The sequence below is a fragment of the Streptomyces arenae genome (assembly GCF_022343545.1).
Taxonomy (GTDB): domain Bacteria; phylum Actinomycetota; class Actinomycetes; order Streptomycetales; family Streptomycetaceae; genus Streptomyces; species Streptomyces humi.
In genome coordinates, this window is record NZ_JAKQYH010000016.1 from 72,279 (window position 1) to 95,886 (window position 23,608).

Sequence of the window (23,608 nt, forward strand, 5' to 3'; positions counted from 1 at the left end):
CCCCACCCCTCCTCGAACACATGAACCCCACGAACGAACTCGCCATGCAAAATCGAACAGGCGTACCATTGCCGTGTGGCTGCGACCTATGACTTTCCGAGTGACCTCCTCGCCGGTCAGGAGGAGCTGCATCAGGTCCGGGCCGAGCTGTCGGCCCTGCTGAAGCGGCTCCCCTGGTCGGTCGAGCCGCTGGACGGATTCAGTGACGACGGCGGCTGGCGCAAAGTGGAGCGCCCCGCCTCCCCGGGCTGGACCGAGGACCAGCAGGCCGAGGTGGAGAAGCTGCGCCGCCGCGAACACGAACTGGCGGTGTTCGTCAGCGGCCACCGCTTCTGGGCCGAGGTGACGGCCCCGGACCGCATGGACGCCCGAAGCCGCCTCAAGCACGCACACAAGGAGGACTGACCGCCGGCCCCCAACTCCCGGCGCGATCGGCAAAGGGCCCCGAACCGTGATCGGTTCGGGGCCCTCTGTCTGATCATTCGCGTGGGCGCGGACGGTTTCGAACCGCCGACATCCTGCTTGTAAGAGCGGCCCTCGCCACTTCGGGCATGATCGCCGGACCTGCGAGGACGGGACCGCAGCCCAGGTCAAGCCGCATCAGCACCCACTTGTCGCGCCTCGAACGGACACTCCGACTACCACCCGGAGCACTCTGCCTACACCCTCACTGCAGAGCCCCATCCCCCAAAAATCCCCTAAACGATCATCCTGTTTCCGCAGGTCAAAGGGGAAGCAGGTGGCTCCCGCACCGCACGCCGGCCAGAGTGCGGGAGCCACCCCGAGTGCCGGACCGCGAGGGGGGCACCCATCTTGACGGTCCGGCACGCCTGCTGAGGCGCGGCGTAGTCGTACCTAACAGTGACCGGCATGCACTGTCAGTCACTCATTCGCGTGAACAAACTTTCGATTTCTCGACCGTACCTGTGGCCCTGCGGCATATGCCAGAGCGTCGCAGGGCCGGAGATATCAGCCGATGGGGTCAAACAGAATGCGGTTACCACGCAATGCGCGCTGGACATCAAGATCAAACAATGCCTCAGAAGTGATGCTGACAGATGATCATCCGCGCATCAGCGTGGCCGCGTGCCCGATGCTCAGCCGGAATGGATCCGCCTCGCCTGCCAGCAGCAGGGCGTCCGCGTCCGGAAGGCTCGCGAGCACGCCAACCTGACTTGGGACGGTCCACCATCCAGCGGGTGGAAGCCGGCGACGGCATCAAGTACGTCCACCTGCTCCGCATCGCCCGCGCCCTCGACGTACCCGTTACCGACCTCGTGCGGTAAACGGTCCGCTGCCGGTACAGGGGATGCCCGGCAGCGGACCTGTGGCCGTCCCCGACGGGGGCGGAGGCGGCCGGATCATCCAGGCCCAGGCGCGATCGGCGCGCGCCGGAGCCGTGCATTCACTGACTCCCCCGGCGCGGAGCGTTTGCACTCCACCACTTGTTGTGCGGCGTCGTCTGTATCTGCGCCCGCCGACACAGCCGCGCATGGACCACGACCGACGGGCTCGCGCCCGTCCCCGGGTTGTTCTCGGCCTCGACGGCCCGTTCACCAGGGCCGATCGGCTTGTCGCAGCGTGCGCAGATCATGATGTGCGCTTCCGCGCCCGATCCCGTTCGCGCCACACCCGGTACAGGCGGGCTACTTCGGGGCACTCGTGGTGTTCGGCCTTGTCGCCGTCCCACGTTGTCGTGCACTGGGTGCAGTGCCGCTGGTGGTCGCCGAGCGCGAACAGGGCCTCCTGAGCCGGAGTGGGGACCGGTGTCAGTGCCGCGTTCACCGCTGGTACGTCCGCATCAGCTGGCGTAGCCCAGTTGACGTCTCGCAGATGGTCGCGTCGTCCGCGCACTGCTCGCAGGAGCCCGGGTGCGTCCAGAACGCATCCTTGGCCGTGTCGAGGACGCAGGCGGGGCAGGCCCGGGGGAAGGTGGAGAACCTGCCCCCGGGACGCTTGTGCCGGCGCTCGCCGAGGTCGACCGCGGTTTCCGGGCTGAGTTGGTCACCGCACCAGATGCAGTCCGCGCCGCGCACTTGGCCTTGGGTGAGGCCGTCGAGGGCGGGGAGTTCCAGCAGGGCGAGCGCGTCAACGGTGCTGCTCGCAGGTTCGCTCGGCATGGATCTCGCCTCCATGGTCACGGTGGTCCGTCTCACACAGCGACCGTATGCAGACCTCAGCAGTCTCAGCCGAGCTGACAGCTCGGGTGAGCCACGCGCTCGTTCAGACCAGCCCGATCCGCTCGGCGAGCTTCTCTGCCTGGCGGGCGTGCATGGCCCGGGCCCGGCGGATCACGGTGAGCACCAGCTGGCGGGCGAGCGGGGTCCGCGCGAGGTCCTCCGGCGCGAGAGTCTCCAGGCCGAGGAGGGCGAGCAGGACGGCGGCGTCGTCCCGGCGCTGGCTGTGGCAGGCAGCCACCTCCAGGCCGAAGGTGAACTCGCGCTCGAGGGAGGGGAGCCCGCTGGTGTCGATGGCGTCCGCAGTGTTCAGGGCCTCGCCGGTCTCACCGGCCTCCATGTCGATGCTCAGGGCGTGTAAGGCGACGTTCGTCGGCCCGAAGACCGTGAAGCCTACGTTCGTGCCGTCCGGGACCTGCCGGGCGGCCGGCGCCGCGTGCTCCCGTAGCCGTTCCCGCGCCTCCCACCATCGGCGTCGCCGCGCCTCGCCGACCACTGCGACGAGCTGGAGTGCACCGCCCATCGCTGCCCGCTCAAGCTCCGGGATCCGCGCGGCAGCCACCTGCTCGGCCGCCCGGAGCGCGAGGTCCTCAGCTTCGGCGGGCTGGCCGGCGGCCAGGAGGACGTGCCCGAGATTCCACTGTGCGGCGGCGATCCGGAGCGGGTCGTCGGCGTCCTCGGCCGCGCGCATCGCCCGGTCGGCGGCGAGGGTGGCGAGGTCGACCCGCCCGGTGCGCCGGAGGTACGAGCGGAGCAGGCAGTACAGGTCAGCCGCGGCGCGCAAGACGGCCCGGCGCTCGGCGCTGTCCGTGCTGGTTCGCGCGGCCCGGGCCGCATGCTCGACATCGGCCACGAGGATCGGCAGCGTGTCAGCGGCCTCGGTGAACCTCGTGCCGCTGGTCTGCCAGCTCTGCCACGCCGCTTCCACCCGGTCCCTCAGCGCGGCCGCAGCCACCGGCTCGGCGCTGCGCGCAGGCCCGTACCCGACGAGCGCCCGGCCCACCGCCGCTTCCGCGGTGTCCACCAGGCCGTCCTCGGCCGGGGCCTGCTCGGTCAGCAGGGCGGCGGCCGGGACTCCCAGTTCCTGGGCGAGTGCGTAAAGGATCGGGAGGGACGGCATCCTGACGCCGCGTTCGATCTGGGACAGGTAGTCAGGTGAGATGCCGACCAGCCCGGCCACTGTGTCCTGGCGGCGGCCGCCGCGGTAGTGCCTGATCCGGTCCCCGATGGGAAGGTCTGCTGCAACCATGGCCCGCTCCTCGCTCCTTGGTCTGAGCGTAGGCTGCCGGGATCGTGGGGACCCCGTATTCGTCGAGAGCGGAGGCGCTGGTGCCGGACCTGGTGCTGTGGGACATCGACCATACGCTGATGGCCACCCGAGGCCTCGGCGGCCAGCTGTGGGCCGCCGCGTTCGAGCAGGTGACAGGTGTGGCCCTGCGGAAGCAGGCTGACGTCACCGGGTCGACGGAGCGGGTGATCCTGCGGGAGACCGCTCGCCTGCACGACCTTCCGTACAGCGACGAGCTGTTCACCCGGTTTGCTGACGCCCTCGGCACGCTGCACGTGCGCCGCGCTGCCGAGCTACGCGAACGTGGCCACGCCCTACCCGGAGCAGCTGCCGTCCTCGCCGCGCTCGCGGACCACGGTGTCCGGCAGTCCGTGGTCACCGGCAACGTGCGGCAGGCGGCCGAGGTGAAGCTGGCCGTGTTCGGCTTGGACTCCTACCTCGAGCTGGGTGACGGCGCCTACGGCGAGGACGGCGATGAACGTCCCGAGTTGCTGCGTGTCGCCCTCGCCCGCGCTGACGTCCCGGCCGCGGCGGCCGTGTTCCTCGGCGACACCCCGGCCGACATCGCCGGCGGACTCGCCGCCGGAGTCCGCGTCGTCGGGGTGGCCACCGGCCGGACCCCGGCGGCCGAACTGCGAGACGCTGGCGCTCACGCCGTACTGGACGGGCTGGCGGACACGGGCCGGGTCCTGGCAGCCATCGGAGCATGACGAAAGGCCCCCTCCGTCCGAAGACGAGAGGGGGCCATAGCGCGTGTTTCTTAGGCAGCGGGCAGCGCGGCGCCGCCGACCCCCAGCTTGTCGGCGAGCCAGTCCATACCCTTCGGAGTGAAGAACGTCTGCTCGACCATCTTGAAGCCAGCGGGAACGAACTTGACCTCCGCCCGCTCGGCCTTCATGTGGACCTCGTAGGGGATGCGCGGGTTCTGGATCTGAAGGAAGCGGATGTCGTCCTCACGGAGACGGTCCATGAACTTCGTGCGACCGAGGCCACCGGTGACCTTGTGGAAGGCCTTAGCCGCAGCGCCCATGTCGATGAGTCCCTCGGCGTTGCAAAAGGCGTCCCACTTCCCAGCCTTGGGCTTCGCAACCTCCAGCTCCTTCTTGGTGGCGACGAGCTCCTTGGCCGCGGCCAGGTACTGCTCGGCGAGGATGAGGACGCCTTCGGCGCTCGACACGTCGGGCTTCACCGCGAGCTCCGCCTCGCGAGTCTTCACGGCGAAGTACGTCTTCGCTGCGGCGACCTCGGGCTTTCGGCTGTCTCCCGCGAGAGCTACGTGGTACGCACCGAAGCGGGTGAGGCGGTAGTCGGCGACTTCCTGCTTGCCCCAGCGACCGCCGGACATCACTTTGCGGGCACCCGCAAAGTGATCCCGGGAGTCCAGACCACTCGCGTCGATGGCCTGCCGTGCCCGCTGCACCGTGTCGTCGAACTGACGCCACTGCTCGTACCCCATCAGAATCTGGAGGTCACGGGCCGACCACCGCTCCTGGCCATTGTGGTCCAGGAGCATGATTCGATCGAAAGGACTAGACCCCCCACTAGATTCTGCGGGCAGGTCTGCGTTAGCGTGCGAGGGTGCCATGGAGCTCCAATCTCCTGGTCTTTGCCCTCCGCGGGGCCCTATCCCCGCGTGAGGGCACAAAAGTTTTGGCCTTCGATTCGAAGGTGTTCTGCTATCGATCAGGTTACGACACCTCCCCGACACCCCATCAGAAGTGGTATTGGCACAGGGTGTCCGTGAAGTGGGCGGAACCTTGGATTCAGAGCCGCTAGAGATCGTTAACGGTCGCGAGCTGTCACTGAGTGCCAGTCTTCGCGCGTATACCTTTCATCTCACTGTGAGTAACGTCTCCCTGTGTGAGTGAACGGCTGGCCCATCATGCACGCGCGCGGCGGCCTCGCTCCTCGAGTGAGGCCGCCTGATCACCTACCGGTCGCCTGCCACAAGGCCACCGCGAGGGCTCCAACGCCCGTCAACGCGCCGACGGCAGGCAGAGGCCACCTGTTCCGCTCGATCGCGTCCAGGCGCCGCTCGTGTTCGTCCAGCGTCTTGTCCGTCTGGTCGCCACGCTGGACCAGCAGCGCCAGCTGGCCGTCGGCTCGGGCGAACCCTGCCTCGACGGTGCCGCGTAGCCGCTCCAGCTCGACTACGACTGTGGTGTCCGGTGGTGTCACTCGCGTGCCCCCGAGTCGGTACGGAGCCAGCTCGGAAGCAGGCCCTGGACGCCGGGCAGCGCCATCACACGGGCGAGGCCGCCGGCCACCGCCAGAGCACCCACCACCCACGGCAGGGACTCCGGCACACCGGAGGCCGAGACGATTTCGGGCAGCACTACCGCCACACCGACAGTGGTCTGGAGGACTGTGCGCACCGTGCGCTTGGTCGTGTCCTGCATGGTCGTACCTCCATTCAGGAGAGGAGGAGTCGCCAGGTGAGCGGCCCCGGGTAGCCGTCCGGATCGCCCGCGAGCGCGGGCACGGAACGCTGGAAGTCGGCGACGTTGCGCCGGGTGTTCTCGCTGAACAGCGGGCCCGGCACGTACTTCGCGCCCGCGTGGTGCCGGGTGAAGCCGCGCCGGACCAGGCCGCCGTCCAGGACGGTCACTGACGGGTTGGACTTGCCGAGGATGAACGCGCTTCGGCCAGGAAACGGCGGAGCCGAGGACGTCGCGGTCTTCCCGGGGAGCGCGCCGAGCAGCTGCTGGAGGCTGACCGGGCCGGGGACGCCGTCCGCGTCCTCGTGTGGCGCCGTACCGCTGAAGCCGAGCGACACCTGGAAGTCGGAGAAGTTCCGGGTGTCCGAGTCCGTCCATTCCGGGCCCGGGCCCACGGTGTAGTGCCGCCCGAAGCCGCGCGCGACCAGCGCCTTGCCGACGGTCGTAACGTGGGCGCCGGTCGCTCCGTAGCCGTACCGCAGGCCGTTGATCTCGACCTGGTACCGGGCGGTCCCGGTACTCCCGGTGGCACCGCCGCTGGTGCCGCCCTGCGGGCTCGTGCCGTCCGGCCGGTGCGCGCCGGCCTGCACCCACGCGTACAGCGGGTCGCCCGGGCACAGGGTCGCGTAGCCGTCGCGGTGGCCGAGGACATCGCTGCCGGCGGCGCCGCCGCTGCGGAGCCACTCGACCGCGTCGACCAGGCCGTCCAGTTGCGCGTCGGTCGGCTGGACCAGGCCGGAGGAGCCGACCATGGCGCACACCGCGTAGTCCTCGATGTTCAGGGGCTGGTTGCCGTTGGCGGCTGTCTTTCGGTGGAGGCCGCGGCCCTCGAAGACGTACCCGTGGGGGCAGACGACGGCGTTGTACGCGATGTCGCTGTAGTCCTCGCGGGTGTTGGCGAGGTGGGAGGCCTGGATGTCCCGCATGTGGCCGGCGCAGGCGCTGTGCGCGTCCGAATCGGCGAGGGACTTGGGGACGTAGGACCCCTCATAGTGAATCTTCACGCCGTGCGTGGACGCGATGTACACCAGGTCGTACCGTGACGGCTTCGCGCCCCACTGCGCGCGCGTGACCAGCTCCATCACACAGCTCCCTTCCGGACCCACTGACCAGCCGCGGTGCCCTCGGCCCGCGAAGTCGCCCAGTACGTGTCCGCGCCGTCGAGCAGGACCTGGAGGTTGCAGGTGACGGTGCTCTCTGCGTGGACCTGGACAACCACGGCCGGGAACACGTAGCGCTCCTGGGCCCAGTTACCGACGTGGCCGACGAAGCCCGTACGGCTGTCGGCGGACTTGCTCTCGTGGAAGTCCTTCCTGCGCCGGTTGATCGCCTCGGCGTCTGCTTCGGTGAGCGCGTAGAGGACGATGTCGCCAACCTGCGGCAGCGCGGCCGCGGCTGGCGCTGCTCCCTCGAGGACCGCCGTGCTCGCAGCGAGGACCGCCCAGTTCTTCGCCGACCACACGTCGTCGAGTGCCTTTGTCACCTCCGGGCCGGTGAGCGTCTCCGCCAGGCGGTGCGCCAGGTCGTGGAACGGCTTGCTCACCTCACCGAGGTGGGCCGGGAGGTGGTCGTAACGGAAGTTGCCGAGCATCCGCTCGACGGCGGGATGGAGCTGGTCGGGCATGAGTGCCTCCAGGAAATGACGAAGCCCCGGGCCATAGCGGCACCGGGGCGTGAGAAGTACAGGTCAGAAGGTCGCGATCCCGGGGAAGTCGCTGGCCGGGCCGACGTCGTAGACCGTCAGCAGCCCTGGCGTGCCGGCCGTCGCCGAGAGCACAAACGTGGCCGAGCTGCCGGTGTCCCATGAGGCGGTCAGCACCACCGTGTCGGTGATCGTGGATGCGGGCGTCACGATGGTCGCCAGGGAGATGGGCATGTTCCGGCTGGCGGTACCGCGGTTCGCCACCAGGACCGACTGCCAGTTGCGGATCAGGCCGCCCGCGCCTCGGCGGAGACGCAGGTAGCACAGGTCCAGAAGGGACGCTGTGCCGTGTTGGATCAGACCGTGGTACTCGATCCGGTAGGCCCGCCCTGCTGTGAGGACAGCGCTGGACGTAGCGACGATGTTCACTTCGGTGGTGCTGCTGATGGACCCTGAGTTGGAGGTCAGGGCGCCGTGGGCCACGACGTAGGGGCTTCGGTAGGTCAGCAGATTGCCGGTGATCTTGGTGCCCGGCGGGACGATATCTGGCACGGCGACTCCTACAGTGCGGCGAAGGCGGGGATATCGAGCGACACTGCGGTGTTGATCGTCTGGGCCTTGACGACGCCGTTTACGGACCGGACCACAGTCCAGGTCTGCGGGCTGGAGGCGCCGCTGATCCCGGTGACGGTGACGACTTCACCGCCCAAGCGGGCAGCGAACGGGAAGACGCCCGACGTGGGCCAGAGCGCGCCGGCGGTAACGGCCACGGACAGGCTCGTCGTGGTCGCGCTGGCCGCGACGGCCAGCTGACTGCCGTCCGTGTCGACGACACCGAGCACGGCGTCGTCCACCACGCCCACGCGGTACGGGCCCGCAGGCACGCACATGAGGTCGATCTCCCACGTGCGGACGCCCAGCCGCTCCGTGTAGCCCTGCACCATGAGATCGAGCGGCCCGGGCGGGAGGTGGGTCGGCAGATCGGTGATGCGAATCAGGTCGCCCTCGGTCAGAGCGAGGATGGTCGGGATCAGCGACGGGACCCGGTGCAGGCGGATGGTGACGGTGGGGTAGCGCGACTCGTCCCATGTGCCGAGGCGTACCAGCCACCAGGCCATCGGCTCCGTTTGCGCGTCGGTGGCGAGGTTGAGCGAGATCGAGTCGTCGTACCGGCCGATCCCGTTCGGTGGGTCGTTGGTGGACAGGGCGCCCGTGGTCAGCTCGGCCCGGCCGCTGCTGCCGCCGATCCTTTCCACGGTGAGGTCGTTCCGGATGTCCATGTCGTCGTCGACCGGTTCCACCAGGCCGAGGGCCCGAGACCCGTACGAGAGCGTCAGGACCGGCGTCTGCGAGTACATCGACGTCCGGGTCCGGTACCGCAGCCCCAGCCGCTCTCGATCTTCGACCAGCAGGCCGCCGTCTGCGCCCTCCGCCTGCTCCAGTTGTTCCAGCAGGGTGTTGGTCCGCTGTGGGCCCATCAGCGCCGTATCGGCCTGGATTCCCGCGACGGAGATGGGGAGGCTTTCTTCAGTGCTCAGGCGCAGCAGTCGGGCCGCTGCCGTCTCGGCGTTGAAGCCCTGGTCGGCGCCGTTGAACGGAATGTCTGTCTGCTGGTTGAAGAGGGCCAGGTGCCCGAACCTCATGCCGTCCAGGCCCGTGCCGAAGCTGGAGCGGACGTCGATCACGTAGCCCGGTGACGCGGTGATCGTCTGCGAGGTCGCGAAGCCTGTGCCGCCGATGATGAGCCACCGCACCGAGTAGGTCACGCTGCTGCCGGACTGGACTGCCCGGATCTGGAGGCGGTTCCAGGCCCCGGTGAACTGCGGCGCCGTGACGCTTCCGGTGAACAGGGTGTTGTCGTCGCCGTCGAGGCCGTCGATGACCACGTTGTTCGTCGCCACTCGCGCGCGGACGCGCCGCGCGGTCCCGGACGTCCTCACCTCGAAGAGGGTCGTCAGTGCGACCGGCATGACGTCGAGGTTGTAGACCAGCTCGACCTGCCAGGTCCCCGGGGTAACTGGCGGTGCCGGCGCTACGAAGGACGCGCCGACCTGGACAACGGGCAGGGGCGACGATCCAGGCAGTGTGTCGTCTGCTGCCCAGTCCAGCGCGGTGGCTGTCAGGGGACGTACTCCCACGATGGGGCTGAACGCCTGGGTGGCGTTCGCGCCCTCCTCCATGGGCCAGTAGGCGGTGGGGCTGTAGGAAGGGATGCGGCGGCGGAGAGTGCTTGCGAGAGGCTTCCTGCCCTGGTTGAGGCGCCGTAGGACCCCGGCACCCGTACCGGACACCTTGATCAGGTGACCGCCCCGGCTGCTGACCGTCGGCCAGTCCGAGTACTCGCCGGAGAAACGGATCCTCTTGTTCGTGATCGCAGCGTCGCCGACGAGGGACCACGTGCGGCCAGCCGTGTCAACGAAGGACGTGGTGCCGATCGCCAGAGCCGTGAAGTCGGTGCCGCCAGCGACGATCGGACCACCGATGCCGTTGCGCAGTTCGAAGGCGTAGACGCTTCCCCAAGGGGCCACGGAGCCGGTCGTCTGGTCGATGTCGCCGACTTGCAGCGCTGTCGAGTTGGCGAAGAGGGTGCCCGGGAAGCCGGAGATCGACGAGCCGAGCTGGGTCCAAGGTCCGGCGATGGACGGTGCGGTGTAGTGGGTGAACATGCCCGCCACGTTGTCCCAGGTGCTGCGCAGGGCGATCCGCCCCGATGACGGCACCGGGATCGGCACGGTAGAGGCCCAGGTGAGCGTGTTGGTCCCGTCGAGCGTGATGCGCAGCACCAGTTCACCGGCGGGACCGATGTACAGGACCCAACTGCGCTGCGGTGGGGTGGAGATCCACTTTCCGCACAGCTCGACGGAGTCCGCCACCCCCCAGTTGGTGAGTCCGACTTCGATGCGTACGTCGAGGGAGCCGGTCAGATTGAGGGCGCTCACGCTCGGGGTGGAGATGCGCGAGCCTGTCCCGTCGGGCAGGTAGAGCCGTTGCTGTCCTGTGGCGACGGACACCCGCATCGGCGTGTTGCGCCCCAGGAGCCCGAAGTACGGACTCCTCGGATTCTTGCTGGCGAAGAGCCCACCGGGCGACTTGAGGAGGACGGAGCAGGAGGCCGGGTCGACTGCCTGCCCCTCCGCCTGGCGGCCGCGCCGGTGGGTGATGATCTCCTCCGTCTGCGCGTACTTCGTGACGTCGGTCCAGACACCTCCGATCTGGAACTCGACTTTCGTGCCGAGCGGATCCTCGGGGAACGCCATCAGCCCGACCTCCGTCCTGCGAGCACCAGGTCGACGTCTCCGCCGCCCTTCTTCCGGATGCCGCGCCGCACGCGGCCCAGCAGGTAGTCGTCCTCGCCGCTGCCCGAGGACCGCAGCTCCAACACGACCTTTTGCGAGGCAGCCGAACGTGCACGCGCGGAGGCCATATCCCACGAACCCGGCGCCGGCGTCTCGACGAGGCTGGCCATGGACCGGTTGACTGCGGCTCGCTGCCCCTCTACGCCCTTGATCAGGCCCTGCCCGGTGTACTGGCCGACCAGGGCCATCACCCGGCTGGGGCTCTTGATCCCGAGCGCCTTACGGATGCTCTTGGCCATGGATCGCGCGATCTTCAACATCTGGTTGTCGATCGCCTTCTGCTGCGACTGGAGCCCCTTGATCAAGCCCCTCGCCGCGTTGATGCCCGCGCCGTACATAGCGTCGCCCGCAGAGTTCCCCGCCTGGCCAGCAGCCGTGACGAGCTTGGACTGCTCCGAGTTGATCTGCTTGATCTGCCCGGAGGTCGCGGCTGCGAGAGCGGCGGCCGCCGAGGAGCCCTGGTCGACCCCGGCCTGGGCGATCTGCGCGATCAGGTCCGCGCGCACGCCCTTCTTCCGCAGCGTCGCGAGGTTCCTCGCGAACCGTTCGGCTGCCGCACGGTCGGCCTGGAGGCCGGCGAGGATCGTCTCTGCGGTCTGCGGCCAGCCACCGGTGTCCTGCTTCGTGATGTCCGCCGAGTCGAGAACGCCCTGCTTCACGCTCGCGGCCAGCTTGTCCCGATCCTTGATCAGCCCGTCGAGCTTCTTCTGGGCGGTCTTGATCCGGGCGCCGATCCGGTCCCGCTGGTTGGCCAGCTTGGTCAGCTTCTTCGTGTCGCTGCTGATCAGCTTGAGGGCGCGGGACTTCTTCGAGCCCTTCCGCAGCGAGTCGGAGACGATGTCCGCAAGCTTCGTCGACGCAGCCCTGATCTGCTTTGTCGAGCCGGTCATGCCGTCGACCAGGCCGCGGGCGATCCACCGACCCTGCGCCTTCGTGACCTTCGAGGGCGAGTTGATTCCGAGGGCCTTCGCAATGGGCCCGGGGATCGACGAGCGAGCCCAGCTGTACAGCTTGGACTTGAGCCAGCCGCCCATCGACGCGATGCCGGCCCACAGGCCCTCGACGACGTTGCGGCCCTTGCCCGTCAGCAGCGAGCCCATCCCGCCGACCGCGCCGACCGTGCGGCCTGGGAGGCCGCGCACCCAGGCGAGGAACTGGCTGCCCTTCCTCTGGGCGGCCGCCAGGAAGGACGACCAGGCCCGCGATGCCACTCCAGCGATGGCGCCGCCCAGAGCCGCCAGGGCTCCCACGGTGCGGCCGGGGAGTGCCCGGTGGAAGGCGATGAAGCTGTTGTAGCCGCGGCTGACCGGACCAGCGATGTACTTGGACCACAGGCCCGAGAACCAGTTCGCGATGGCCAGGCCGAGCGGAACGAGGATGCCCGCAGCTTCCTGGGCCTTCTGCACGTGCCAGTTCTTGAAGTACTCCCACCACTTCGGCAGCTGCTCGTTGAAGGAGTTGATCAGTCCGGTCGTGAAGCTGACGGACATGGTGGTGGCCGCCGCCACGACGGATGCCGCGACCAGCACGGGCAGGGTGAGGATGCCCGCGATGATCCCAGCCGCGATCATGGTCAGCTTGAGCGCCTGCTCGGGGTTGGACATGATCCACTGGGCCAGGCCCTGGAAGGCGTTCGAGACCATGCCTCCGAGCCGGGGAATCAGTTCCTTCCCCTTGTCGACGAGGCGCTGATACAGGATCGGGAAGAACGCCACCACCCGGTCCGCGGCCTGCTCGTTGCCCTTCCCCGCCTCGTCCCAGACGCCACCGATCAGCGAGCGGCCCTTGTCCCGGAAGGTCGTCAGGGCTGGCACGACGGTGTTGCCGAGGAAGTCGACCACGCCCTGCTGAATGCCACGCTTGAACGCCTCGACCTTGGTGGAGGCGTTGTCACGGAGGGCGTTGCCCATCTTGTCGGCAGCGCCGCCGACTTGGCCCAGGGCGTCGGTCGCGGAGGACGGGTCGAGCGCCATGAGCGCTTTCTGGGTGTCCTCCGACTTGGTGCCGAACAGGGTCAGCGCGGTGTTGTTCCGCTCCGTCCCGTTCTTCATCTTCCGGAGACCGTCGAAGACCTGGTCCAGGGCTTTGCGTGCCTTCGGACCGCCCTCGATGAAGGCCTTCTGCATGTCCTTGCCGTTGAGGCCGATCGACTTGAACGCTGCGTCGACCTGCTTGCCGCCGCCCTGTGTGATCAGGACGAACTCCTTCAGGGAGTCCGCGACGACGTCGGTGTCCCTGGCTCCGGCCTTCATGCCCTGGCTGAGCAGGCCGGTTGCCGTGGTGGCGTCGATGCCCATCTGCCGGAAGATGGTCGAGTACTCGTTGAAGGTGTCGGCGATGTCGTCCGCGCGGGGGCCCATCTTTTGCAGGCCCCGGGTGAGCGCGTCGACGGCCTGCTTGCCGTCCTTCGCCAGCCCGGTCTTGATCATCTGGCCTACGGCGTTCGCCGTCTGCCCCAAGTCCAGCTCGAACGTCTTGGCCAGGTCGGAGACGTTCGCCGAGATGGACTGGATCTGCTTGTTGGTCGCGGTCTCCGGCATGATGCCCGCACGCATCACCGCGCCGATGACCTCGGTCGCGCCCTCGAAGTCCTCGGTGACGGCGGTCGCGTAGAGCTGGCCTGCGATCTTCCCGTACCGCTGTGCCTCGGCCGGGGTCTTGCCCAGCTGCGCGGCCAGGCGGCCGGTGAGCTGCTGCTGGTCCATGGCGTCGCTGATGCCGGCCATCAGCATGCCGCCGACCACCGCTCCCAGCGCAGCAGGACCGAGGCGGGTCAGGAAGATCTCTCGGAGGTTGCCGCCGAGTTCTCCCATGCCGTCGGTGGCGCGGCCGCGCATGCGCTGGATGAAGCTGTCGCTGGCGTCATCGCCCGCGTCTCCAGCAGCGTCGTCCACGTCTCGGGAGCCCTGCCGGACTCCGTCACCGAGGCCTTGCCCAGCGTCCCGCCCGGCCTGGACGAAACGGCCTCGGAGGTCCCTGAGGCGGCCGTCGGAGCCGCGGACGACTCCGTCACCGAGCTGCTGCCCGGCGGTCTGCCCGGCCCGCTGTGCGTCGTCGCCCATGGTCTGGCCGGCGGTGCGGATGGCCTGCTCTGTACGGCGCAGAGCAGGGTCCACGGCCCGGTCGTCGACAGTCATGATCGCGTTGAGTTCGCCGACGGTCAGGGCCACGGCTCACCTCCTGCGTTGCTGGGGCTGTTCGGGAGGTGGGGCGAAGTGCCGCTGGAGGCGGGATTCAGCGCAGAGCAGGCCGTAGATGCGGGCCTGTAGCCAGCGCCAGGAGCGGCGGCGGAGGATGCCGGAGTCCACGTCGATGCCGTACTCGGAGTGGAGGTCGGCCTCGATGAGCGGCCAGAGGGAGAGGAGGTTGTGCCAGCTCAAGTCCGGGGTCGGCCCTTGCCCTTCCTTCGGCGCTGGGATCCCGCCCTCGTACCACTCGTAGAGGCCTGTGATCGGGTCCCGTTCGCCGCAGCCGACTCCGAGGAGCCGCGCGAGTCCTGCCTCCGAGCCGCCCTGTTCTGTGCTTTTCCCGGCTGCTGGCCCGTCCGCCAGAACTGAAGCGCCGTATCCCGGTCCGTGGTGACCCAGAACATCGTGGTGAGCGCGCAGTGCTTGAACTGGGCCCAGCCCAGCTCGCGCTTCATCGGCTCGTACGCTGCGCCGAGGCACATCCGGTACAGGTCTAGCTCTTCGTCGTCGTCGAGGACAGGCGATTCGGGAGCCTTTCCGCCGGCGGCGAGGCGGGCCGCCAGGGAGGTGATGCGCTCGATCTTGATGCCGTCCTCGGCGGACGGGTCCTCGATCCGGTAGACGCGGGTTTCGCCGTCCCGGCCGCGCATCGGCAGGTCGAGGTGGTCCTCGAGGAAGTTGTCGAGCGCCTCGAAGTTTGTGCTCGTCATCAGCTCACCGGGTTCGTGATGAGGAGCAGCGGCCCGTCGCCGGTGAGGGTCAGCTCGACCTGGTCCAGCGCGGTGTACTCGCCGCCGGACGGCTTCCAGGCGACCACGGCGGTGCCCTCGTAGGCCTCGGGCAGGCCGTCGCGGTCGTAGTACCGCAGGTGGATCTGCGAGGCGGAGCCGAAGCCGTACGCGGCGGCCCGGATCGCTTCGTGGGTCGGGTGGTACACCTTCACCTGGTCGTTGATGCGTCGGTTGATCGTGACGCCCAGCTCCCAGGCCTGGCCGGTCTTGGTGTTGCCCGCCCAGCCGGCGCTGTCGTAGTCCGAGCTGTCCTCGATGTTCGGGTCGGCCGTGGGCTCGAAGCTCGTGATGCCCGGTACGGCCTGCCAGTCGCTGCCGTCCTTCGCGGCGGACATGTCGAGCTCCAGCTTCCAGCGACGGGCCAGCGCGGTGATCGGGGTGGGTGTGGTCATGCGGTCCTCCTAGTCGATCAGGTACGTGCCGGACCGCACGGTCCGGAAGTAGTAGTTGCTGGTCAGCTCCATGCGGCCCTTGGTGTCCTGGCCGATCCAGGCCTGGGACTGCCGCCACGACAGGACCACGTGGATGCCGTTCAGCGCGTAGTGCTGGCGGTTGTGCAGCTGGTCGAAGACCGCGTCCGCCAGGTCGTCGACCTCGTCCACGTCCTGGCCCGCGCGAATGCGTACCTGGACGCCTGTGAGGGCGTTCGTGGTGTCGTCGTCTGCCACCGGGTAGGCGGTGAGGCACAGAGCCCGGTCGGGGCTGTCTGGCATGACGGCGCGGAAGATGCCTGTCTCTCCGGGGCCGATCACCTCGTCGGGCCTCCAGGAGGCAACGCCTGCGTTCGAGAGGAGAGCGGCGATGCCGTCCAGGAGGCTGCTGGTGTAGGCGCTCACCGCAGTGCTCGCCGTACCTGCGCCGCGATGATCCGAAGGATGTCGTCGCGGCTCTGGTTGAGCGGGCCTTCCAGGTACTTCGCGGTGCGTCCGGGCGCGTGCCGGTAGTCCAGGCGCTCATGCTGGACGACGGCGTAGGGGGTGTCGTAGCTGACCATGCCGGTCAGCGATGGCTCGTCGACGCTGGCGGTGCCTGACTGCATCAGCGGGCTCTCGTCGAGCGGCACGACCTGCTGCGACTGCTGGAGGACGTGCTCGCCTGCGAGGAGGAGGCCGCGGGCGGCGCCCTGCCGCATCTCCCGCTGGACGGCCGAGGCGTCGAATCGGAAACGGAAGTTCTGCGGCACGACGGCCTCCTACTCCAGCTGGATTTCCGTGTGGTTGGGGGTGCCGAGTCGGCCGCCGTCGCGCCGTTTCGCGAGGATCACCTTCGTGACGCGGCCGGACGGGAGAGTCACGCGGGACGCCGGCGGGATGGCTTGCTCCTCGGGCCCGGCGTAGGCGGTCGAGGTGGACGTCACCTGGTCGCCGTCCGGGCTGCGTACGAGGCGGGTCTGCTCGTCGACCAGGCAGGCGACCTCGCGCGCGGCCGCGTACCGGTCTCCCTTGCTGGTCTTGCCGAGGTAGTCCTCGACGGTGATCGTGTGGATCAGGAAGCGGCGCGGGAGTCTGCCCATCAGCAGCCGCCGCCCGAGGCCGCGATCCAGCGGATCTTGTCGGCTGGGATGTTGGTCAGCGCGCGGGTGAGACCCGGCGCGTAGTAGGACGGGCCGCTGCGGTTCGTGCCGGCGCCGTACTGGAGCTGCACCGAGCCGATGACCACGCCCTGGAGCGGGCCGCTGATGTCGGTCTCGACGCCGACCTCGCCCCAGAACTCCACCTGGGCGCACACCGCTTCGGTGAAGGCAGCGGCGACGACCGGGTCAGTCGGCATGCCGTTGGAGTCGACGTCGTACACCGCCGACAGCAGGAAGTCGCTGTCGAGGAGGCGTGTCGCTCGCTCCAGCAGGTCGACCGCGTCCAGTGGCGGCGCCGCCTTCAGGAAGTTCGCGAGCTGGGTGGTCGTCGCGTAGGAGCGGACGTCCGCCATGAGGGCTGGCGCAGGGGCGACCGAGACGACCTCGTGCTCGACGGAGGCTCCGGTGCCGGTCACGGTCCAGGACAGCCGCCACAGCCCGGCCTCCGCGTAGTAGACCGGAGCCGTCCAGGTGGCGCCTCCGTCCGTGCTGGTTGCGGTCGGCGTGCTGGTGGCCCCGTCTGGTCCGGTCACGAGGAGCGTGGCCGCGGTGGTCCCGTCGTGCGGTGCGACTGTCAGGACGGCGGTTGCGTGGTCACCGGCGCCAGCTTGCATGGAGCACGCTCCCCGTGGTCGTCGTGGTCAGATCGGAGGCCGGGCGGGTCGATGGCACGAGGGCCGGCGTGCCGCGGCCTCCGGGTGGAGCCCCAGATGCCTGGCAGACGGCACCCGTTGTCACTCCGCCGTGAGCGGGCCGCACTGCCGTCCCTGCTGCCGTGGTTCTCGCCGCGGCCAGGGCATGGCCTGCCGCGGCCCGCGAGCTGGTCCCCCGTCCGCTCACAGCTGCCAGCACGTCGCCGCGGCCCGGGCCGGTGCGTCGGCCGAAGCCCGCCCCGACCACGCCGCCGGTGAACGGCCCGTGAGCGTCCCTGGCTGCTGTGCCCTGGTGTGTGACGTGTGCTGCGGCTGTGGCAGAGCCGATGCCCGGCCGGATGGTCCGGCCCTGGGCAGTCCCGGCCGCCGTGCCGAGGACAACGCCCTTACCGGGTCGGGGCGCTGCTCCCCGTCCGGTCCCGGCGCCCACCGCGTAGGTGCGGCCGACGCCGTACCGGACTGCCTCTCCGGCGCCTGCTGTGGTTGGGCCGCTGGTCTGCTGGGTGGTGCCCGCAGCTGCGCGGTGCCCGGTGCCTGCGGACAGTGCGGCAGCGTAGCCCCGGCCTCGGGCGGTGCCTGCGGTGTCTGCGGTTCCGGCGCTCCGGCCGCCCGCCGGGATGTGCCCGGTGCCGATCCGTACGGTCTGCCCGGTGCCTGCTGGGACGGCGCCGGCCGCTGCGTGTCCGCTGAACGCGTTGGAGACTCCGGCGGAGGCCGTGCTGGCCACGCCTGCCGGAGTCTGGCCGTCTCCGTGCCGTCTGGTAGCTGAGGTGGCGGTGCTCGCCGTCGCGAGGTGAAGCGCGGCCGAGGTCGAGCGCACCGATGTCGTCGGGCCGGCCGCGGTCTGGCCCGAGGCTACGGCTCGGCCGACGGCATGCCGGATGGTCTGCCCTGCCGCGCCCGTGGTGCCCGCCGCAGCGGCGATCCGGCCCGCGCCCGTGTGGGCCTGCGCGCCCGTGCCCCCGCCGAGGACGGCTCCGGTGAGGTGGCCGGTCGCGTACCGGACTGGGAAGCCCGCGCTGGTGCTCGCGCCCCCGCCTGCGCCCGGGGCTGCGCCGGGCCGGGCTGGGGCTCCGGTCCCGGCGGTGCTCGCGGCGGCCGAGGTGCGGCCTGTGGCGTTCGGCGGCAGGGCGACGAGGACGGGCATCTGTCACCCCCGATCTCAGCTGACGGCGGCCCAGATGTTGTTGGCGTCGGCGGTGTAGCCGGAGAGCGTGACCGATGAAGGAAGCGCAGTCTGGCCTGACGCGCTGCGGCACCACCGATACGACCCAGCGGAGAGACCGGAGTTGCCGGGGGTGAACGTGGCGCCCTGAGTCGACCCGCAGGCGACGGTCGGTGATGTGGTCCCGTTGAAGAGCAACGCCACGTAGAAGCGTCCGGCGGCCGCGGCGTACGACGAGGTGAGGTTCATCGCCTTGTGGCCGGTGCTGTTCCAGGTGGTCGACATGTCGGCGGTGATGCCGACCCTGGTGCCGGAGGCGTTGTACAGGCCGGCCAGGCACTGGCCTGAGGTGAGGGTGGCCCCTGCGGTGCCGATGTAGATGTTCAACTTGCTGATGGTGGTGGCCTGCCGGAGCAGGATGCCGAGCATGTAGATGTAGCCGGCGGACAGCGTGGTACCTGAACTGCTGGAGACACCCGGGTCGAACGTCCACGCCGTGAATCCATGGTCGTTGGGCGTCCAGATGTTGCCGTAGTTGGCGAGGCTCAGCACGCCGGACGAGCTGGGCGCCAGCCTGAACCGTGTCCCGGCTCCCTGGGAGACCCAGAGGTCACCGGTGTACGAGTCGGGCCCTTGGAAGGCTGGGATCAGACCGGCGCTGGTGCTGATGAGAGCGGCCAGTGAGGCGCCGCTCAGGTCCTGGAGGTCGGTCACAGCCGAACCTCCGGAGGCGGCGTCCCACACGCTCAGGGTGACCGAGGCGACGAACGTGGCCACCGACCGGTTGACGGCCCCGGTGTCGGTCACGGTCGCTGCGCCGATCGTCCAGTCCGCAGGGGAGCCGCCGTAGATCAGCCGGGCCACGGCTCACCCCCGATCAGAGTGCGGTCAGGTCGACCGTGAGTCCGCCGTCGGCCGTGATGAGCTGGCCGGCGGAGCCGTAGGTTTCCGGGATGACGGTCTGCCACCACAGGTGCGTCCCGGAGGTGATGTCGATCGCGGAGCCGCCTGCGGTGGCCGCGAGCTGGAAGGTGTTGGTGGCCGAGCTGACGACGTAGTAGACCGTGCCTGCGGACAGCCCGCCGGGCAGCGCCTCGGCCATCAGGGGAAAGACCAGGACCCGAGTGCCGTTGGCCAGGCCGTGTGCGGGGCTGGTCAGGGTGTTCGCGGTCACGTCGGCCGTGGCCACCTCGTGCGCGGTGCCGTTCAGCGGCGCCCACCCGAGGAAGTTCCCGGACGTGCTCGCCGACCAGTAGCCGTACGCCGCCACTGTGGAGCTCGCGGGCACGTCGTGCGTGATCTGCCCGCTGGAGCTTGCGGCGCCGCTGGATGGTGTCCCCCAGGTGACGGACTTCCGGGCGTATGTGCCGCCGGTCAGCTCGTTGCTGCCGGCCGAGTTCGGGGCTGCTGTGTGCAGGCTGATGTGCGTGATGGCGTTTGTGAGACCGCCAGCCAGGGCCGCCGCGCGGCCGAGGTCGGTCAGGGGCATGTCCCCTCCTTCTCCAGTCGCGGGTGAGGGGAGGCCGCTCGGGCCTCCCCTGTCCCGGCGTGATCGGCTACGCGGACGCGCCGATGATGCAGATGTCGTACGACACAGAAGTGCCCGCGCCGCTGTTCGCGACCTTCAGCAGGTCGCCTGTGGACGCGGTGACCGCGTAGCAGGTCGCGTCCGCAGGGCCGGCCACCACCGCCAGGCTCGCGCCCGGGCGCAGCGTGACGGTGCCCGTGGTGTTCAGCAGCGTCACCCACTGGTTGGAGCTGGCCGCCCCCACCACGACGTTGTTCGTGTTGCCGGCGGCGGCCTTGATGAACAGGCCCTTCACGCGAACGAAGGTGATCGCGGCCCCGAAGGCGTCCAGCAGGACTCCCGCAAGGTCGAGGTCCTCCGTCGCGCTGGCGGCGAGCGTTCGGCGCCCCTGGTAGACCTTGTCGGCCTTGCCCGCCGCGGTGCCCGAGGAGAGCGACACCGAGCCGGTCAGGTTCGACTTCACGCTGCCCGTGCCGAGCCCGACGGCCTGGGACAGCTCCGAGGAGACGCTGATACCGAGACTGCTGGTGAGTGGCATCCCTGGCCTCCGATCAGGTCGCGATGACGAGCGGCACGTGCCGCTTGAAGGCGGGCGTGGCGATCGTTGCCGGGGCCGTCGCGCCGATGCCGGAGCCGGACGTCTGGGAGAGGTTGCCCTCGCCCGTCAGGAACGGCTTCGCGCCGACCGTGCCGACCAGCGTCGGCACGGTGGACGCGGCGATGGCGAGCGCGGCGTAGTAGATGCCCGACTTGGTGATCCGCTGCGCGGTCGCCAGCGCGAACGTCTTCGCGGTGTCCGCCGCCCAGGCCTCCGACGTCCTGTCCGCGGACTGTGCGAGCAGCGTGCCAGCGCCGTTGTACAGAGCCGCGATCTGGTTCGTGAGCGTGGCGCCCGCGGTGCCTGCGCTGATGAACGTCAGGGCGGAGATCAGGTCCCCGTCCTGGAGATACAGCGCCACCGAGCACATGACGCCGGTCGCCGCGGCCGGGACGTCGTCCAGGGCGACCCGCGGCAGGTTGGCCCGGTGGAACACAGCCTCCGGGTCCGGACGGCCGGCCGAGTTGAGCCAGCCCAGGTCGTTGCGGGGATTCCCCTTGTATGCACCGAGGAGTGTCACTGCCCGGTACCTCCCTTCGCGGCGAGGATGTCCTCGCGCTTGCTGGTGATCCCGACGCGCGGCTTCGTCGCGGCCGCTTCCGCATCCAGGACGCGGGTCGCCTCGTCGAGATCGGCGGTGTCCAGGTGCGCGAGGACCTCGTCGACGCTGTGCTTGGACGGGTCGAAGAGGTCGGCCGGGGTAGCCGCCGGGCCGCGCTGAGTGGGCGTCCCGGTGACCAGCTCCTGGGCGCGCTCCTCCTCGGTCTGCTCGTCGGCTAGGGCGACCCCGTAGTGGTGCCGGCGGAAGTACTCCAGGGCGGCGCGACCGTCCTTGGTGGAGTCGTCGACGTAGCCGGTGCCCTTGGTGAACCGGACACCGACGGACTCGCCGGTGAAGGACCGGACGGGGGCTTCGATCTTGTACCGGTTCATGGTCACCGCACCTTCACGTTACGCAGGACACCGCACGACTTCGTGTTGCGGAGGACCGCCGCCACCGGGCCCATCTCGACCTCGCCGGTCTTAACCGCGCCCGGCTGCGAGAAGTCCGGGAGGTACGTCTCGACGAGCGGGGTGGAGGCCATGCTGGCGCCGTGGAAGGCGTCGAGGCCGAGGCTCACCGCGTAGATGTCCGTGAGGCCGGTGATGTTGCCGCCGGCGCCCGCGCCGTCGGGGTCGCGGGTCTGGATCGGGATGATCGGGGACGCGCCGTCGGCGCGGTCGCCGAGGTCGACCAGGACCCAGTCGCCGTACCGCTCGATCAGCACGCCCAGGCTGTTGCGCTCGGAGGTGTACTGCGAGGCGCGGCGGGCCAGGGCCTTGATCCGGGAGATCGACTTGGTGTTCCCCAGGATGCCCTTCACGCCTGCCGGAACGGAGCCGTCAGCGCCGGTGTCGCCGGAGCCGGTCTGCGAGCCCATGATCCGGGACAGGAAGTCGTCGAAGGCGTCGAAGGCCGACATGGCGAGGTCCTCGGTGTTCACCGTGGCCGGGGACCAGTCGAGGTAGCCGGTGGTGACGCCCTCGTTGATCGGCAGGAACTCCGTGGACTGCCCGACCAGGGCCTTGTCCAGGCCGTCGAAGCCAGCGTCGTCGACGGCGGTGTCGCCGAGGATCAGTTCCTGCTGGAACCGGGTCCGCATCGAGGTGAGCTTCTGCGCGAGCTGGAAGCTGATCTCGTTGGAGGCGGCCGGGCCGAGACGGGCCAGCTTGCGGTCGACGGTGAAGGCACCACCGAGCGGGTGCAGTTCGACCGACTTCCGCTCACGGGTGGCCTGGTTCGGGACGTACTCCTCGTTGAACCGGCGGAACGACGCCGAGGACGGGGCCAGGAGCCGGGTGTAGCCGTAGGTCAGGCTGTCGCCGCCCGTGCCCGGGGTGACGGTGTCGTCCCAGACGAAGTTGTTGAACAGCCAGCTGTTGCGCCGGAGGTTGTCGATGACGGCGAAGTCGATGTCCGCCTGGGTGTTGAGCTGCGCCTGAGCGAGCGTCACGGGCATGGGTAACTCCCTGGTGATCAGGTCTGGTAGTGGTCCGAGATCGCCCCCGCGAGCGATCCGGTGCGCTTCTTGGCGCCGCCTTCGCCGGTCCCGCCGGACAGGTCGCCGCCGGACTTACCGGCCGGTGCCACAGCGGCGAAGCTGGGGTTTTCCTTGACCGCCGCTTTGATGGCGTCGTCCAGGGCGGTGGTGAAACCCTTCGCGGCCGGGTCGAGGTCGCCGATGGCTCGGAGGAAACTGCGCGAGTCGAGGAGCGCGCCGGCCTTAGCCGACAGCTTGTCGGCCCGCGCCCACACGGCGAGTTCGACGTCCTTCGTCCGGAGCGAGGCGTCCCGCTCGGCGATGGTGGTGTCCTTCGCGGTGATGGCTTCAGCGAGCGCCTTCGGGTCCGGCGGGGTGTCGTCCTTGACGAAGCCGAGCGCCTTGCCGAGCTGCTGCGTGAGCGCCCTGACCGCGTCGTCGGCGGCCTGCCTCTTCGCGTCGTTGCGGGACTTGCCGGCCTCCAACCGTGCGGCGTGGAGTTCCCGCTCCAGCCGCTTGATCCTGGTGGCGTCGTCCTCGCCGCCGTCCTTGCCCTTGCCGCCGTCGCCCTGGCCACCGCCGGAGCCACCGTCGCCGCCGCCGGAGTTCCCTCCGTCACCGGATCCGCCGCCGTCTCCCGTACCGCCGTCGCCAGAGCCGCCGTCGCCTCCGTCACCGCCTGCGTCGCCGCTGCCGGATCCGGATCCGCCGCCGTCCCCGCCGTCCGCGTACAGGAACGGGGAGAAAGGGGCGATCGGGTACGGGTGCGCCCAGCCGCCTCCCGCGAGTCGGGGCAAGGTCTTCCTCTGCATGCGCCCTCCAAGGGCTGTGATCGCCCGCGCCTGGCGGGCTTCAGGGGGTTCGAGCCGCACCCGGCGGTCTCGAGGGAGTGCTGACGGCCCGCACTGGTCGCGCCGTTCATGAGTGACCCGCTCCAGGCGGATCGGGGAGCTCGGCCTGCTACCTGGCGGGCCGAAATCTGGGCATGAAAAAGGGCCCGCACGAGGCGGGCCCTACAGGAGCTGACGTCAGCTGGCGGGGAGTGTGCGCGTCTTCGCGTACCCACGCACCCACGCCGTACGGCGCAGGTCGCCAGCGGGGTACGGGCACGTGCTCACGGGCGCGCGGTCGCGGCCAGCCGCGGCGCCCTCGCCGAGCGCCCGCACCAGTGCCTCACGTCCCATGACTGC

27 protein-coding genes are annotated in these 23,608 nt (G+C 69.7%); 2 read left to right on the top strand and 25 right to left on the bottom strand.

All coding sequences use genetic code 11. The features are described 5' to 3' along the window. Positions 1 to 75 precede the first annotated feature (75 nt). Positions 76 to 405: a hypothetical protein gene (locus MB828_RS08785; RefSeq protein WP_301647672.1), complete on the top strand. Its 330-nt coding sequence runs from the start codon at positions 76 to 78 to the stop codon at positions 403 to 405. Between the two features lie 1,376 nt (positions 406 to 1,781). On the opposite strand, the gene MB828_RS08790 is transcribed toward MB828_RS08785, so the two are convergent. Then, positions 1,782 to 2,120, bottom strand: a complete 339-nt coding sequence (locus MB828_RS08790) for a hypothetical protein (protein ID WP_301647673.1) — start codon at positions 2,118 to 2,120, stop codon at positions 1,782 to 1,784. 103 nt (positions 2,121 to 2,223) lie between these two features. Next, positions 2,224 to 3,426: a helix-turn-helix domain-containing protein gene (locus tag MB828_RS08795; protein ID WP_301647674.1), complete on the bottom strand. Its 1,203-nt coding sequence runs from the start codon at positions 3,424 to 3,426 to the stop codon at positions 2,224 to 2,226. An 80-nt stretch (positions 3,427 to 3,506) separates the two neighbouring features. Between MB828_RS08795 and MB828_RS08800 the strand changes: the two genes are divergently transcribed. Further along, positions 3,507 to 4,175: an HAD family hydrolase gene (locus tag MB828_RS08800; RefSeq protein ID WP_301647754.1), complete on the top strand. Its 669-nt coding sequence runs from the start codon at positions 3,507 to 3,509 to the stop codon at positions 4,173 to 4,175. A gap of 50 nt (positions 4,176 to 4,225) precedes the next feature. Here the strand turns inward: MB828_RS08800 and MB828_RS08805 are convergent, their stop codons facing one another. The 23 genes from MB828_RS08805 to MB828_RS46645 form a co-directional block, all read right to left on the bottom strand. Further along, entirely contained in the window at positions 4,226 to 4,978 is a 753-nt protein-coding gene (locus MB828_RS08805; protein ID WP_301647675.1) for a phage antirepressor KilAC domain-containing protein, read from the bottom strand. A 413-nt stretch (positions 4,979 to 5,391) separates the two neighbouring features. Then, positions 5,392 to 5,643: a hypothetical protein gene (locus MB828_RS08810; RefSeq protein ID WP_301647676.1), complete on the bottom strand. Its 252-nt coding sequence runs from the start codon at positions 5,641 to 5,643 to the stop codon at positions 5,392 to 5,394. Next, entirely contained in the window at positions 5,640 to 5,864 is a 225-nt protein-coding gene (locus MB828_RS08815) for a hypothetical protein (RefSeq protein WP_301647677.1), read from the bottom strand. The genes MB828_RS08810 and MB828_RS08815 overlap by 4 nt, the downstream gene beginning before the upstream one ends. Positions 5,865 to 5,878: 14 nt before the next feature. After that, a complete protein-coding gene (locus tag MB828_RS08820) occupies positions 5,879 to 6,985 on the bottom strand; it encodes a peptidoglycan-binding protein (RefSeq protein ID WP_301647678.1) in 1,107 nt (368 codons plus the stop codon). Continuing rightward, positions 6,985 to 7,527, bottom strand: a complete 543-nt coding sequence (locus MB828_RS08825) for a hypothetical protein (RefSeq protein ID WP_301647679.1) — start codon at positions 7,525 to 7,527, stop codon at positions 6,985 to 6,987. Before MB828_RS08825 ends, MB828_RS08820 begins: the two co-directional genes overlap by 1 nt. A 63-nt stretch (positions 7,528 to 7,590) precedes the next feature. After that, positions 7,591 to 8,097: a hypothetical protein gene (locus MB828_RS08830; protein WP_301647680.1), complete on the bottom strand. Its 507-nt coding sequence runs from the start codon at positions 8,095 to 8,097 to the stop codon at positions 7,591 to 7,593. A gap of 8 nt (positions 8,098 to 8,105) precedes the next feature. Next, positions 8,106 to 10,802, bottom strand: coding sequence for a hypothetical protein (locus MB828_RS08835; RefSeq protein ID WP_301647681.1), 2,697 nt, complete (start codon positions 10,800 to 10,802; stop codon positions 8,106 to 8,108). After that, positions 10,802 to 14,071, bottom strand: coding sequence for a phage tail tape measure protein (locus MB828_RS08840; RefSeq protein WP_301647682.1), 3,270 nt, complete (start codon positions 14,069 to 14,071; stop codon positions 10,802 to 10,804). Before MB828_RS08840 ends, MB828_RS08835 begins: the two co-directional genes overlap by 1 nt. A 3-nt stretch (positions 14,072 to 14,074) precedes the next feature. Next, positions 14,075 to 14,281: a hypothetical protein gene (locus MB828_RS08845; RefSeq protein WP_301647683.1), complete on the bottom strand. Its 207-nt coding sequence runs from the start codon at positions 14,279 to 14,281 to the stop codon at positions 14,075 to 14,077. Further along, entirely contained in the window at positions 14,278 to 14,799 is a 522-nt protein-coding gene (locus MB828_RS08850) for a DUF7426 family protein (protein WP_301647684.1), read from the bottom strand. The genes MB828_RS08845 and MB828_RS08850 overlap by 4 nt, the downstream gene beginning before the upstream one ends. Next, the gene (locus tag MB828_RS08855; RefSeq protein WP_301647685.1) at positions 14,799 to 15,272 is read right to left on the bottom strand and encodes a phage tail tube protein; all 474 of its coding nucleotides are present in this window, start codon (positions 15,270 to 15,272) and stop codon (positions 14,799 to 14,801) included. The genes MB828_RS08850 and MB828_RS08855 overlap by 1 nt, the downstream gene beginning before the upstream one ends. 9 nt (positions 15,273 to 15,281) lie before the next feature. Then, a complete protein-coding gene (locus MB828_RS08860; RefSeq protein WP_301647686.1) occupies positions 15,282 to 15,716 on the bottom strand; it encodes a minor capsid protein in 435 nt (144 codons plus the stop codon). Beyond that, positions 15,713 to 16,063 (bottom strand): hypothetical protein, encoded by a 351-nt coding sequence (locus MB828_RS08865; RefSeq protein ID WP_301647687.1) that lies wholly within the window; start codon positions 16,061 to 16,063, stop codon positions 15,713 to 15,715. Before MB828_RS08865 ends, MB828_RS08860 begins: the two co-directional genes overlap by 4 nt. A gap of 9 nt (positions 16,064 to 16,072) precedes the next feature. Next, positions 16,073 to 16,393 carry a hypothetical protein gene (locus MB828_RS08870; RefSeq protein ID WP_301647688.1) on the bottom strand — a complete coding sequence of 107 codons (321 nt, stop codon included), beginning with the start codon at positions 16,391 to 16,393 and terminating at the stop codon, positions 16,073 to 16,075. Beyond that, on the bottom strand, positions 16,393 to 17,067 hold the full coding sequence (locus MB828_RS08875) for a hypothetical protein (protein WP_301647689.1): 675 nt from the start codon (positions 17,065 to 17,067) through the stop codon (positions 16,393 to 16,395). The genes MB828_RS08870 and MB828_RS08875 overlap by 1 nt, the downstream gene beginning before the upstream one ends. A gap of 1,201 nt (positions 17,068 to 18,268) precedes the next feature. Continuing rightward, a complete protein-coding gene (locus tag MB828_RS08880; protein WP_301647690.1) occupies positions 18,269 to 19,135 on the bottom strand; it encodes a hypothetical protein in 867 nt (288 codons plus the stop codon). Positions 19,136 to 19,148: 13 nt separating this feature from the next. Continuing rightward, the gene (locus tag MB828_RS08885) at positions 19,149 to 19,760 is read right to left on the bottom strand and encodes a phage tail fiber protein (RefSeq protein WP_301647691.1); all 612 of its coding nucleotides are present in this window, start codon (positions 19,758 to 19,760) and stop codon (positions 19,149 to 19,151) included. Positions 19,761 to 19,827: 67 nt separating this feature from the next. Then, positions 19,828 to 20,337, bottom strand: a complete 510-nt coding sequence (locus tag MB828_RS08890; RefSeq protein ID WP_301647692.1) for a hypothetical protein — start codon at positions 20,335 to 20,337, stop codon at positions 19,828 to 19,830. Between the two features lie 13 nt (positions 20,338 to 20,350). Beyond that, positions 20,351 to 20,917: a hypothetical protein gene (locus tag MB828_RS08895; protein WP_301647693.1), complete on the bottom strand. Its 567-nt coding sequence runs from the start codon at positions 20,915 to 20,917 to the stop codon at positions 20,351 to 20,353. After that, positions 20,914 to 21,330, bottom strand: coding sequence for a hypothetical protein (locus MB828_RS08900; protein WP_301647694.1), 417 nt, complete (start codon positions 21,328 to 21,330; stop codon positions 20,914 to 20,916). Before MB828_RS08900 ends, MB828_RS08895 begins: the two co-directional genes overlap by 4 nt. Positions 21,331 to 21,332: 2 nt before the next feature. Next, on the bottom strand, positions 21,333 to 22,397 hold the full coding sequence (locus tag MB828_RS08905) for a major capsid protein (RefSeq protein ID WP_301647695.1): 1,065 nt from the start codon (positions 22,395 to 22,397) through the stop codon (positions 21,333 to 21,335). Positions 22,398 to 22,414: 17 nt separating this feature from the next. Then, positions 22,415 to 23,230: a hypothetical protein gene (locus MB828_RS08910; RefSeq protein ID WP_301647696.1), complete on the bottom strand. Its 816-nt coding sequence runs from the start codon at positions 23,228 to 23,230 to the stop codon at positions 22,415 to 22,417. Positions 23,231 to 23,446: 216 nt separating this feature from the next. Then, on the bottom strand, positions 23,447 to 23,602 hold the full coding sequence (locus tag MB828_RS46645; protein WP_343236156.1) for an Rmf/CrpP fold protein: 156 nt from the start codon (positions 23,600 to 23,602) through the stop codon (positions 23,447 to 23,449). Between the last annotated feature and the right edge of the window lie 6 nt (positions 23,603 to 23,608).